Annotated in this window: 12 protein-coding genes; 8 read left to right on the top strand and 4 right to left on the bottom strand. The window is 70.9% G+C overall.

What is annotated here, in order from left to right; all coding sequences use genetic code 11:
* Positions 1–46: 46 nt before the first annotated feature.
* Positions 47–1897, top strand: coding sequence for an ABC transporter ATP-binding protein (locus ACFV8T_RS21835; RefSeq protein WP_385329797.1), 1851 nt, complete (start codon positions 47–49; stop codon positions 1895–1897).
* The gene (locus tag ACFV8T_RS21830) at positions 1894–3753 is read left to right on the top strand and encodes an ABC transporter ATP-binding protein (protein WP_385329794.1); all 1860 of its coding nucleotides are present in this window, start codon (positions 1894–1896) and stop codon (positions 3751–3753) included. Before ACFV8T_RS21835 ends, ACFV8T_RS21830 begins: the two co-directional genes overlap by 4 nt.
* Before the next feature lie 58 nt (positions 3754–3811).
* Here the strand turns inward: ACFV8T_RS21830 and ACFV8T_RS21825 are convergent, their stop codons facing one another.
* Both ACFV8T_RS21825 and ACFV8T_RS21820 read right to left on the bottom strand, forming a co-directional pair.
* Entirely contained in the window at positions 3812–4024 is a 213-nt protein-coding gene (locus ACFV8T_RS21825) for a ferredoxin (RefSeq protein WP_385329791.1), read from the bottom strand.
* A gap of 3 nt (positions 4025–4027) precedes the next feature.
* Positions 4028–5233 (bottom strand): cytochrome P450, encoded by a 1206-nt coding sequence (locus ACFV8T_RS21820; protein WP_385329787.1) that lies wholly within the window; start codon positions 5231–5233, stop codon positions 4028–4030.
* 199 nt (positions 5234–5432) lie between these two features.
* Here ACFV8T_RS21820 and ACFV8T_RS21815 point away from each other — a divergent pair, with 199 nt between their 5' ends.
* Complete coding sequence (locus tag ACFV8T_RS21815) at positions 5433–6092, top strand: helix-turn-helix domain-containing protein (protein ID WP_385329785.1); 660 nt, start codon at positions 5433–5435, stop codon at positions 6090–6092.
* 179 nt (positions 6093–6271) lie between these two features.
* Positions 6272–7054: an isoprenyl transferase gene (locus tag ACFV8T_RS21810; protein ID WP_385329782.1), complete on the top strand. Its 783-nt coding sequence runs from the start codon at positions 6272–6274 to the stop codon at positions 7052–7054.
* 221 nt (positions 7055–7275) lie between these two features.
* Here ACFV8T_RS21810 and ACFV8T_RS21805 read toward each other — a convergent pair whose 3' ends face one another.
* Positions 7276–7485: a DUF397 domain-containing protein gene (locus ACFV8T_RS21805; RefSeq protein ID WP_385329779.1), complete on the bottom strand. Its 210-nt coding sequence runs from the start codon at positions 7483–7485 to the stop codon at positions 7276–7278.
* Positions 7482–8309, bottom strand: coding sequence for a helix-turn-helix domain-containing protein (locus tag ACFV8T_RS21800; RefSeq protein ID WP_385329887.1), 828 nt, complete (start codon positions 8307–8309; stop codon positions 7482–7484). Before ACFV8T_RS21800 ends, ACFV8T_RS21805 begins: the two co-directional genes overlap by 4 nt.
* A 108-nt stretch (positions 8310–8417) precedes the next feature.
* On the opposite strand from ACFV8T_RS21800, the gene ACFV8T_RS21795 reads away from it, so the two are divergent.
* The 4 genes from ACFV8T_RS21795 to ACFV8T_RS21780 are packed head-to-tail and all read left to right on the top strand — an operon-like array spanning position 8418 to position 12608.
* The gene (locus tag ACFV8T_RS21795) at positions 8418–8678 is read left to right on the top strand and encodes a hypothetical protein (RefSeq protein ID WP_385329777.1); all 261 of its coding nucleotides are present in this window, start codon (positions 8418–8420) and stop codon (positions 8676–8678) included.
* Positions 8679–8704: 26 nt separating this feature from the next.
* Positions 8705–9157, top strand: coding sequence for a hypothetical protein (locus ACFV8T_RS21790; protein ID WP_385329774.1), 453 nt, complete (start codon positions 8705–8707; stop codon positions 9155–9157).
* A 53-nt stretch (positions 9158–9210) separates the two neighbouring features.
* The gene (locus ACFV8T_RS21785) at positions 9211–10839 is read left to right on the top strand and encodes an ABC transporter transmembrane domain-containing protein (protein ID WP_385329771.1); all 1629 of its coding nucleotides are present in this window, start codon (positions 9211–9213) and stop codon (positions 10837–10839) included.
* A complete protein-coding gene (locus ACFV8T_RS21780) occupies positions 10836–12608 on the top strand; it encodes an ABC transporter ATP-binding protein (RefSeq protein ID WP_385329769.1) in 1773 nt (590 codons plus the stop codon). The genes ACFV8T_RS21785 and ACFV8T_RS21780 overlap by 4 nt, the downstream gene beginning before the upstream one ends.
* The last annotated feature ends 21 nt before the right edge of the window (positions 12609–12629 follow it).

Below are 12629 nucleotides of genomic sequence, written 5' to 3'. Positions count from 1 at the left end.
AAAACCACATGAGCGATGTCAGGGGTGAACCGTAGGCTCGCCTGTGATGCCCGAAGAACATGCAGAGCCCAAGGACCGGTCCACCGCTCAGTCGCTGATGCGGTTGTGGCCTTATGTGAAGCCGGTACGGAAGCGGCTGTTCGGCGCCGCTCTGGTCGCGATCGTCTCGTCCTGCATCGGCCTGGTGATCCCCCTCGTCCTGAAGTGGCTCGTCGACGGCCCGGTGGCGGACCGCGACCCCGGCGGGGTCTGGCTCGGCGCGCTGTATCTGCTGTTGCTGGGCATCGGCGAGGCGGCGCTGTTCGGGGTGCGGCGGTGGATGGTGGCCCGTCCGCTGGCCGGGGTCGAGGCGTCGATGCGGGCCGATCTGTACCGGCATCTCCAGCGGCTGCCGGTGGCGTTCCACGACCGCTGGGCATCGGGGCAGTTGCTCTCGCGCGCGACCACGGACCTGATGCTGCTGCGTCAGTTCCTGGCCTTCCCGCTGACCTTCCTGCTGGTCAACGGGGCGACGGTCCTGATCGGCTTCGTCATTTTGCTGATGCAGCAGTGGACGCTGGGGCTGGTGCTGCTCGTCCCGGTCGTGCCGCTGATGATCATCTGCTCGGCCTTCGAGACGAAGTACTCGACCGTGGCGCGCCGGGCCCAGGACCAGGCCGGCGATCTGACGACGGTCGTCGAGGAGAGCGTGCTCGGCATCCGCATCATCAAGGGCTTCGGCCGGCACCGCAGCCAGGCCGACGCCTTCCGTGCCCTCTCCCGGCAGCTGCGCGTCACGGAGCTGGGCAAGGCCCGTCTCCTCGCGGGCATCTGGGCCGCCATCACCGTGATCCCGGAGCTGGCCATCGGTGCGGCGCTGGTGCTCGGCACGGTCCAGGTCGCGGACGGCGACCTCTCCGCGGGCACCCTGGTCGCGTTTCTCTCCACCGCGCTCGCCCTGCGCTGGCCGGTCGAGTCGATCGGCTTCCTGCTGGCGATGAGCCAGGAGTCGGCGACGGCGACCGAGCGGTTCTTCGAGGTGATGGACGTGGCCGAGGAGGACGACGCGTCCACCGCCGGCGAGCACGCCCCGGCCAGCGCGTCCACTCGCGGTGAAATGGTCTTCGAGGGCGTGGAGTTCCGCTATCCCGACGCGGAGCCCGGCTCCGTGCCCGTGCTGTCCCGGATCGATCTGCGCATCCGGCCCGGCGAGACGATGGCCCTGGTCGGGGCCACGGGCTCCGGGAAGACGACGCTCACCGCCCTCGTGCCACGACTGCACGAGGCCACCGCGGGGCGGATCACCCTGGACGGTACGGACATCACCGCCATGCCCCGGGAGCAGCTGCGCGAGCTGGTGTCCGTGGCCTTCGAGGAGCCGACGCTCTTCTCGGCGAGCGTCGGGGAGAACGTGCTGATGGGCGCCGAGGGCGCCGGGGACGACGAGTTGCGCAGGGCGCTCGCCATCGCCCAGGCCGACTTCGCGCACGATCTGCCCGAGGGCGTCGGCACCCAGGTCGGCGAGCAGGGGCTCAGCCTCTCCGGCGGGCAGCGGCAACGGCTCGCGCTGGCCCGCGCCGTGGTCGGCCGGCCGCGCTTCCTGGTCCTCGACGATCCGCTCTCCGCGCTGGACGTGCACACGGAGGCGCTGGTGGAGGCCGCACTGCGGCAGGTCCTGGCGGAGACCACGGCGATCGTGGTCGCGCACCGGCCGTCCACCGTGATGCTCGCGGACCGGGTGGCACTGCTTTCGCAGGGCCGGATCACCGCCGTCGGCACCCATCAGGAACTGCTGCGCAGCAGCGCCGAATACGCCTGGCTGATGTCGGGCGCCGAAGGCGCGCCGGACGCGCCCGCCGGGGACGCCTGCCCCGGCCTGTCCGCCGAGGACCTCCTCGCCGAGAAGGGCACCCGATGACCAGTACGACGACGGACACAGCCCCCGCCGAGGACGCGCCGGAAGCCGCGGGCTCCGGGACCACCGGGGACCGCTTCGACCGGGACGATCTGCCCACCCCGCCCGGCGCGACCGGGGCTCTGCTGCGGTCGCTGCTGCGGCCCCTGAAGGCCCGGGTGGTGCTGTCCGCGCTGCTGCTGCTGGTCCAGCAGGCCGCGGTCCAGGCCGGCCCGCTGCTCGTCGCGTACGCCATCGACAGCGGCGTGCCCGCGTTCCGGGACGCGGACTACGGGCCGCTGATCGCGGTGGCGGTCGGGTACGCGCTGTGCTCGGCGACGGGCGGCGCCATGCAGTACGCGTTCATCCGGGTCTCCGCCCGGCTCAACCAGGACGCGCTGCTCGATCTGCGCGGGCGGATCTTCCGTCATGCGCAGGCACTGAGCGTGGACTTCCACGAGCGCTACACCTCGGGCCGGCTGATCTCCCGTTCCACCACGGACGTGGAGTCGCTGCGGGAGCTGCTCAGCGAGGGACTGCAGGAGCTGATCGGCGTCGGCCTGTCCTTCGTCTCCATCTCGCTGATGCTGCTCTGGCTGGACTTCGACATGGGCGCGCTGGCCGTGCTCTCCTTCATTCCGCTGTATCTGCTGGTGCGGCTCTTCCAGCGGCGGGCCGGAGTGCTGTACGCCGAGCGGTCCTCGGCCATCGCCGCGGTCATCGTCAAGTTCGCGGAGACGATGAACGGCATCCGCCCCGTCCGGGCCTTCCGTCGCGAGCCCGTCAACGACGCGCACTTCGAGGAGCTCAACAACACGCACCGGTGGGCCAACGGCGGCGCGATGCTGGAGATGGCGCGCTACGTCGTCGGCTCCCGGCTGGTCGCCAACACGGCGGTCGCCGGAATCGTGCTGTGGGGTGCGTACCGGGTGGCCTCGGGCACCCTGGCGCTCGGGGTGCTGGCCGCGGCCGTGCTCTATCTGCGCCGGCTGTACGACCCGATCGACCGGCTCGGCATGTTCCTCAACTCCTACCAGTCGGCCGCGGCCTCGCTGGAGAAGATCGCGGGTCTGCTGGCCCAGACCCCGTCCGTCCCGGAGGCGTCGGACCCGCGGGAGCTGCCGGCCCTCACGGGCGAACACCCGGGCCGCGAGGTCGTCTTCGACCAGGTGCGCTTCGCCTACCGCACGGGCGGCGAGGTGCTGCCCCGCTTCGATCTGACGGTCCCGGCCGGGCAGACCGTCGCCGTGGTCGGATCGACGGGTGCGGGCAAGTCGACGCTGGCCAAGCTGCTGGCCCGGTTCTACGACCCGTCGGAGGGCCGGGTGCTGCTCGACGGTACGGATCTGCGCGACCTGGCCGTGCCGGAGCTGCGGCGGGGTGTGGTGATGGTGACCCAGGAGGCGTTCCTGTTCTCCGGGACGGTCGCCGAGAACATCGCGATCGGCAGCCCGGACGCGACCCGTGCGGAGATCGAGCAGGCCGCCAAGGCGATCGGCGCGCACGATTTCATCAGCGGACTGCCCGACGGGTACGACACGGACGTACGCAAGCGGGGCGGCCGGATCTCGGCCGGTCAGCGCCAGTTGGTCGGATTCGCCCGCGCCCTGCTCGCGAACCCGGCGGTGCTGATCCTCGACGAGGCGACGAGCTCGCTGGACGTCCCCGGCGAACGGGCGGTGCAACGGGCCATGGACACGGTGCTGCACGGCCGCACCGCGGTGGTGATCGCCCACCGCCTCTCCACGGTGGAGATCGCGGACCGGGTCCTGGTGATGGAGCACGGCCGCATCGTGGAGGACGGCACCCCCGCCGAACTCATCGCCGGCACCGGCCGCTTCGCGGGGCTGCACCAGGCGTGGCGGGAGAGCCTGACCTGAGCGGCCTCCGGCCCGGGGCGCCCGGTGGGGCGGGTGGTGGCCGTCCATGGGCGCCCACCTACGGAACAGGGGTGCCCGGGGCCGACAGGACGATCGCTGAGGCGGGGCACAGGTCGACCGCCTCGCGAACCGAGTCCCGCGTGTCGGCGGGCGGCTCGGGCCGCAGCACGATCGCCTTGCCGTCGTCCTCACGCTGGTCGAAGACCTCGCCGACCGTCAGCACGCACATGCCGGAGCCGACGCAGCGCTCGGTGTCCACAGTGATCCTCATGGGTCACGCGTCCCAGGTGACCGGGAGGCTCTTCACCCCGTAGACGTCCGCGGTCTCCGGACGCAGGGCAACCTCTTCGGGCGGTACGGCCAGGCGCAGCGTGGGGAAGCGGTCGAGCAGCGCGGGGAACGCGACCTTCATCTCGACGCGGGCCAGTTGCTGCCCCAGGCACTGGTGGATGCCGTGGCCGAAGGCCAGGTGCCCGCCGTCCTGCCTGCGGAGGTCGAGCACGTGGGGGTCGGCGAAGCGCTCGGGGTCGCGGTTGGCGGTGTTGTACGACAGGATCACCCGCGAGCCGGCCTTGATGGTCCGGCCGCCCACCTCGACATCCTCCAGCGCCGTCCTCATGAACGTCTTGGCGACACTGAGGTACCGCAGCAGCTCCTCCACGGCCCGGTCGGCGAGCGCGGGATCGGCGCGCAGCGCGGCCAGCTGCTCCGGGTTGCGCAGCAGTGCGAAGGCGCCGAGGGCCAGCATGTTCGTGGTGGTGTCGAGCCCGGCCGCCAGCAGGATCAGCGCGATCCCCCTCAGCTCCTCGTCGGTCAGATCGCTGTCGGTGAGGTCGCTGAGCACGTCGTCGGTGGGGTTCGCGCGTTTGGCGGCCACCAGCTCCGCGAGGTAGTCCTGGGTCGCGGTGTAGGCCGCCAGCAGGTCCTCGTCGCTCGTCTCCCCGTTCATGAACGAGTCGACCTGCTCCTGGAAGGACCCCCGGTCCTGGTACGGCACCCCCAGCAGTTCACAGATCATGATGGCGGGGATGGGCTTGGCGAACGCGGTCACCAGGTCCGCCGACGGCCCGGCCTCCTCCATGGCGTCCAGGTGGTCGGCGGTGATCTGCTCGACGCGCTCGGTGAGCAGTCGCATCCGCCGTACGGTGAACTTGCCCATCAGCGGCTTTCGGTAGCGGCTGTGCTGGGGCTCGTCCATGAGCAGGAACTCGCCGGGCGGCGCCGGGGGTGCCTGCATGTCTCCGTAGTCGATGGTCGGGTGGAGCATGAGCTCCTTGCGTGAGCTGAACCGCGAATCGGCCAGGACCGACCTGACCAGGTCGTATCCGGTGATCAGCCAGCCGGGTTTTCCGCCGGGGAAGGTGTAGGGGCTGATGGGGCCGTGCCGGCGGGCGTCGACCAGCTCTGCCGGCGGGTCGAAGGGGCAGCCGGACTGACGCGCCGTCGGCATCGTCGTGACGGTGTGCGGGAATTCACCCATGACCATTCCTCATCTCGCGATAGTACGCGTTTGACGATGCTCGAAAGCTACGTTGCATTCAGAAGGAGTGTCAATCGACAGAAACGCATTTCCGCAGGTGAGTTGCAGGAAATTGATGCAATGACACTGGGCTCTAATGCAATATCGCGTTGCAATGAATGACGGCGAAAGCAATACTGGCGGCATGCCAGGAGAACGGTTGACCCAGCAGGACCGCCAGCGCATCGCGGCCGGAATCGCCGACGGGCTGTCCTACGCCGAGATCGCGAGGCGGATCGACCGGCCGACCTCGACGATCAGCCGGGAGATCGGACGCAACGGTGGCCCCAGCGGCTACCAGCCCCAGCGGGCGCACCGGGCGACGACCCAGCGCGCGCGGCGTGGCACACCGGCACCCCCGCGCGCGGCCGGACCACCGGGCGGCGCAACGGGAGAGGAGATCGTCGAGATGGCGGTCCGGGCGGGGCTGCCGAGGATGACAGCACGCGTACACGTCGACCTGCTGCTGTCCGAGGACGGCAGGCGCACCGCGGCCGAGCTGACCCGCAGGCTGAAGGTCAGCCCCGCCTCCGTCTCCGTGTCCGTGAACTACCTCGTCCAGCACGGCTATGTCCGGCGCGAGCGCGATCCGCAGCGGCGTCGCGACGTCTACGTGATCGACGACCAGGCCTGGTACCACTCCGTCGTTCTCAGCGCGCAACAGACGCTCGATGCGGCACATTCCGCGATGACCACGGTGGAGGCGACCGGACCCGACAGCCCCGTGGGTCAGCGGATGGCCAGGGCAGGGGCATTCCTGGAGCGGGTCAGCCTGGACATCATGGAGTCGGCCGACCGCTGGCGCCCTCTCCTGGAGTGAGGGGCCCCGGAGCGGGCGTCGACGTCCGCCGGTGCATACCCTCGCCGGACAGACCCACCGTAGCGCGCGCTCCTGGCCAAGTAGCGGGTACAGCAGGGCCATTCAGGTACGCACCAAGCTCGCCGAGGAACCCCTGGTAGGGTCCGCGGAGAGCATCCACAACGCGATGGAGATGGTTCATGAGGCTGCTCCCGCTGTTCCTCCGACGGCCGATCGAAGCGGTGTACGAACGCCGACTGGCCGCCACCCTGGCGGGGCTGCCACGCCCACAGCACGTCGGGATCATGCTCGACGGCAATCGGCGCTGGGCTCGGCAGGCGGGTCACGTGGACGTCCGGGAGGGGTATCGGGCGGGCGGCGCCAAGACCACCGAGTTCCTGGGCTGGTGCAGTGCCGACGGCATCGAGCGCGTGACCCTCTTCATGCTCTCCGACGACAACCTCGGGCGCCCCGCCGAGCAGCTCGGCCCGCTGATCGAGATCATCGAAGAGACCGTCCGGGACATCACGGCCGCAGGCCGTTCATGGGAGGTCCAGGTGATCGGCTCGCTCGACATGCTGCCTGGCGCCAGTGCCCGGGTACTCAAGGAGGCCGCCGCCTCGACCGCGGGACGCGGCGGGCTCAAGGTGGACGTCGCGGTCGGCTACGGCGGCCGACGGGAGATCGTCGATGCGGTGAAGAGCGCCTTCGAGGAACACATCGCCGCCGGTGGTGACCCTGCCGAGCTGGCCGAGCGGTTCGATATCGAGGACATCTCCCGGCATCTGTACTCGCCGACAGCCGACCACACCGACTTCATCATCCGGACCTCCGGAGAACAGCGGCTGTCCGGCTTCCTTCTCTGGCAGTCCGCGTACGCCGAGATGCACTGGGTGGACTGCTACTGGCCGGCGTTCCGTCACGTCGACTTCCTGCGCGCACTTCGCTCGTACGCGAATCGTGAACGGCGATTCGGCAAATGACCGTCTTCGGCGCCGGGGATCACCCGGGGCGAGCGGGCCGACGAGGTTGGCGGCGACCGCGATGCACCGGCCGCCGTTGCCGCTGAATGAGGACGTGGACCAGCGCGGGGATTCAGCCGTGGTCGTCGCGGGGTCTTCCTTGGCCGCCGCGGACAGCGAGACCGCCCCGCCATGCGTCGCGCGGCGGGGCGGTCTCGGATCACATGCGCTGGACCTTGTGGTCAGACGGCACCGAACTCCCCAGCCTTGACGCCCGCCACGAAGGAGGCGAACGAGGCGATGGAAGCGTTCAGCACCGGGCCGCTCGGGTTCTTCGAGTCGCGGACGGGGACCACGCCGAGTGGGGCGACGAGGTTGGCGGCGACCTCGATGCACTGGCCGCCGTTACCGCTGTAGGAGGACGTGAACCAACGGGGGGATTCGGTAGTCACGGGGTGCCCTTTCGTACCTGTTCGATCATGGCCACGGATGCCGCCTGGGAGAGCGCCTCGGCCTGTAGCTGATGGTAGGCCGTCAGTATCGGCAGCACGAACGTACTTTCCCGTTCGAGATGGCCCCGGTGAGTGGACTCGGCGTAGGACATCAGCGAGCGGTCCGGCATTGTGAGCACGGTGATGGGCAGGCTGAACGGCCTACGTTCTCCCATGGAGAACGGTGCGATCTGCAACACGGTGTTCGGCAGCTCGGCGAACTTGAGCAAGCGCGTGAACTGGGCGTCCGTGACAGCGGGAGAACCCATTGGCCGTCGGATACATCCTTCGTCAAGTACCGCGAGGATCAAGGGCGATGGCGACCGAACGAGAGAGGCTTGGCGTTTCGCCACCAGCCCGACGCGTTCGTCGGCTTGCTCGGGGGTGATTGCTTCCCGCCGTACTGCGTCGGCTTCGAGCGCCGCTGCATACTCCAGCGTCTGAAGCAGGCCAGGGATGACGCCCACCTCGTACAGCCTGATCTCCGAGGCTCGCGCTTCATGCGCAACGTACTCCGGGAACCCTTCGATGAGCGCCGTGTGACGCACGGCCAGGCTCTGGCGTTCGAACCTGTCTCCAGTGCCGAACACTCTGTCAACGCTTGCAGCAAAGCGGCGAGTTGGAGGGCGGCGACCAGTTTCTACGGCGGAAATATGCGTTCCCGAGCATCCGATGCGCGCGGCCAGTTCGTCCTGTGTCCAGCCTCGTTCATCTCTCAGCGCGCGTAGACGCTGCCCGAACTGCGCACTCGGTGATTCCTCAGGGTCCAACTCTTTCCGATTCAAACGGCCACCGCCCGATTCCCCAAACAATTTGTGCAAGTTGAAGACCCTCCGACTCTAAGCCACGCTGATCCCCCTTGGTAGCGGAACCGTTACGGAGAGGAGTGGCCCGTGTCTGCGAAAGACGGCCCCCCGAACGAGCAGAAGCCCCCACAAGTACCCGCCCCCGGGACGCTGTTGGTCGATACCAAACGTCGTGACCAGGTCGGGGAGTTCCGGGGGACGGCCGGCCCGTACTGGTCGTTGCGACCGGTCTGCGGCGGAACGGAATGGGAGGCGGAGCCCGTAGACGTTCGGCCGCCGAGTCCCATGGAGCGGCTGCGGGCCGAGATCTCGCGGTGCAACGCCCGGAGCGAGGGGCGGATCCTGTGACCGGTGGTACGGATGGCCGGTCCGGCATGAACGGGCGGCCCGAGCCGACGAGTTACCGGTGCGAAGCGCTCGCCGAAGGGCTCGTGTGCGGCACCGACGAGACGGCGCGGTACGTCCTGGGCACCTTCCGGACCGTCTCCCCCGTCCTCGCGCTGCGATGGCTCGGCGGACAGGCGCTGTGGATCGCGGACCGGCTCGGCCTCGACGCCCGCCTCGACCACCTCGCGGAGCTCCGCGCCTGGTACGAGGACCGCGAAAGCCAACGCGCCGCCCACGCGCACCTCAAGCGCGGCACCACGCTGCTCGTCGTCGTCCCGGACGCGGGCCGCACGTACACGCTGTCCGTACGATCCAGGGAGCAGGCGTCCGCGACCGCGTTCCACTGCCACCCCGGGGAGGGATCCACATCAAGAATCGCTCACTGCACCCGATACGACCCCCGGACCGCCGCAGCGCCCTGCGGTACCTGTGGTGGCTGATCGTCTGCCAGCACCGCCGGGTCTCCGCCGGGGCGCTGCTCGGCAGCGCCTGGATGGTGTGCCTGACGCTGCCGCCGTACCTGCTGTCCCGCGCCATCGACGACGGGCTGCAACCGGGGCGGTGGCCCGCTCTGGTCGGCTGGGTCGCGGCATTGCTGGGTGTGGGTGTGCTGAACGCGTGGCTGGCCATCATGCGGCACCGCACGATGACCAGGGTGCGACTGGACGCCGCCTTCCGTTCCGTGCGGGCCGTGGTCGCGCAGGCGACCCGGCTGGGCGGGGCGCTGCCGCGCCGGGTCACGGCCGGGGAGGTCGTCACGATCGGCTTCGGTGACGTCGCCGTGATCGCCGGCACGCTGACCATCACCGGCCCCGGCGTCGGCGCGGTCCTCGCCTTCGTCGTCGTGGCCGCGCTGCTGCTGGCCGTGGAACCGCTGCTCGCCGCGGTGGTGCTGCTCGGGGTGCCGCTGCTCGCGGTGCTGGTCGGACCACTGCTGGGGCGGCTGCAGGGCGCCGAGGCGGCGTACCGGGAGCGGCAGGGCCGACTCGCCGACCGGTTCGAGGACATGGTCGGGGGCCTGCGCGTCCTCAACGGCATCGGCGGCAAGGAGGTGTACGCCGAGCGCTACCGGCGCGGCTCGCAGGAGTTGCAGGCGGAGGGGTACCGCGTCGGCGCGGTGACCAGCTGGATCCAGGCCCTCGGTGTCGGCCTGCCCACCCTGTTCCTCGGGGCCGTGACCTGGCTGGCGGCCCGGATGGCCGCTCAGGGAACCATCAGCGTAGGTGAGTTGGTCGCGGTCTACGGCTACGCCGCGGTGCTCGTGGTGCCGGTCTCGTTCTTCATCGAGGGCGGCTACGACCTCAGCCGCGGGCTGGTCGCCGCCCGCCGGGTCATACGTTTCCTGGACCTGGAGCCCGATTCCGCGGGCGGTGAGGCGGCCGTGGACGGGCCCGGTCCGCCGTCCGCGCTCCGTGATCCGGACTCCGGCGTGGAGGTGGTGCCCGGGAGGCTGACCGTGCTGGCCGGCGCCCGGCCGTCGGAGTCCGCGGCGGTGGTCGAGCGGCTCGGCCGGTTCACCGGGTCGGCCGCGACCTGGGGCGAGATACGCCTGGACGAGATCGACCTGACGCAGGTGCGGCGGCGGATCCTGGTCGCGGACAACGAGGCCGACCTGTTCGCCGGTCCGCTGCGCGAGGTGATCAGCGGCGCCCGGGACCGGGACGAGGAATCCATCGACCGCTGCCTGTACACGGCCGTGGCGCAGGACATCGTCCGCGGTCTGCCGGACGGACTCGACTCTCCCGTCGACGCGCAGGGCCGCAATCTCTCCGGAGGCCAGCGCCAGCGCGTCCGGCTGGTCCGGGCCCTGCTGGCCGATCCCGAGGTGCTCCTGGCGGTCGAGCCCACCTCGGCGGTCGACGCCCACACCGAGGCGGCCATGGCGACCCGGCTGCGCGCCGCGCGCTCCGGCCGCACCACGGTCGTCACCAGCACCTCACCGCTCCTGCTGGACCGGGCGGACACCGTGTACTACCTGGTCGACGGTCGCGTCGCGGCCGTCGGCAGCCACCGTGAACTCCTGGACCGGGAGCCCGGCTACCGCCTCCTGGTGTCCCGCGGTACGGACGACGACCCCGCCGACGAGGCAAACGTCCCGCCGTCCCGGGAGGCCGTGCGATGACCACCGGATCCGAGCCGACGCCCCAGGCCCTGCCCATCGCCGAACCGTCCCGGATACGCCGGGCGGCGCTCCGGCTTATCCGGCTGGACGCTCGCGTCTTCGCCGCCGTGATCGGCCTCAACGCGCTGGCCGCCGGTGCCGGGCTCGTCGGCCCGTGGCTGCTCGGCCGCATCATCGACGAGGTCAGGGCCGGCGGCGGGGTGGCCGCGGTGGACCGCCTGGCGCTCACCATCCTCGTCTTCGCCCTGGCGCAGCTCCTCCTGGTCCGTTGCGCCGGCTACGCCGGACACCGCTTCGGCGAGCGGACCCTGGCACGCATCCGCGAGCAGTTCGCCGACCGGGTGCTCGCGCTGCCCGCCCCGGTGGTCGAGCGGGCCGGCACGGGCGACCTGATGACCCGCGGCACCACCGATGTCGCGATGGTCGGCGCCGCCCTCCGGGACACCGGGCCCGAGGTCCTCATCGCCGGGGTCCAGGCGCTGTTCATCCTCGGTGCGGTCTTCGCGCTCGACCCGCTGCTCGGTGCGTGCGGGGTGCTGGGCCTGCTCGGCATCTGGTTCGCGGCCCGCTGGTATCTGCGCCGGGCGCTCACCGCGTACCTGGCCGAGGGAGCCGCCAACTCGGCTCTCGCGGAGCAGCTGGCGGCCACCGCCGCCGGGGCCCGCACCGTGGAGGCCCTCGGGCTTCAGCAGCGCCGTGTCACGGCGTGCCGCGAAGCCATCGAGAAGTGCTGGAGCACCCGGACCCGGACGCTGTTCCTGCGCAGTGTGCTCTTCCCGGCCGTGGACATCTCGTACGTCATTCCGGTGGCCGGTGTCCTGCTCGTCGGCGGCGTACTGCACGACCACGGCACGATGAGCCTCGGCGCGGTGGCCGCCTCGGCCCTGTATCTGCGGCAGCTCTCCCAGCCCCTGGACACCATCCTCCAGCGGCTCGAACAGTTGCAGAGCAGCAGCGCCTCCTTCGCCAGGGTCGAGGGCCTCGGCCTGGCGGCGCACACCCCACCGGCCGTCTCCCCCGCACCGGCCGACGAGCGGATCGAGGTGACGGATGTGCGCTACGCCTACGACGGCGGGGGCGACGTGCTGCACGGTGTCGGCCTCACGGTCCGTCCCGGCGAGCGGCTCGCGGTCGTCGGCCCCTCCGGCGCGGGCAAGACCACCCTGGGCAGACTGCTGGCGGGCATGGACGCACCGCGCACCGGTTCGGTGACGGTCGGGCGGGTCCCGGTCGCCGGGCTGGACCCCGAGCGGCTGCGCCGGCACGTCGTCCTGGTCACCCAGGAGCACCACGTCTTCCTCGGCACGGTCCGGGACAACCTGAAGATCGCCTCGGCCGGCGCCACCGATGCCGAAATGCGCGCGGCACTCGCCGCCGTCGGCGCCGACTGGGCCGACGAGCTGCCGGACGGCCTGGACACCGATCTGGGCCACGGCGGCCATCGGCCGGACGGCGCCCGGTCGCAGCAGCTCGCCCTGGCGCGCGTGGTGCTGGCCGACCCGCACACGCTGATACTCGACGAGGCCACCGCGCTCCTGGACCCGAGGACGGCCCGGCACACGGAGCGGGCACTGGCCGCCGTCCTCGAAGGCCGGACCGTCGTCGCCGTCGCGCACCGCCTGCAGACGGCTCACGACGCCGACCGGGTGGCGGTGATGGAGGACGGCCGGATCACCGAACTCGGCACCCACGACGATCTCGTGGCGGCCGACGGCGCCTACGCCGCGCTCTGGCGCTCCTGGCACGGCGAAGGCCCGCCCTCCTCCTGAGCCGGTGACGCCCGGACGCGG

It is taken from the genome of Streptomyces sp. NPDC059832 (genome assembly GCF_042731715.1).
In the GTDB taxonomy this organism is placed as follows: Bacteria; Actinomycetota; Actinomycetes; order Streptomycetales; family Streptomycetaceae; genus Streptomyces.
The sequence above is the reverse complement of the archived record's forward strand: the minus strand, read 5'-3'. Positions and strand labels throughout refer to the sequence as shown.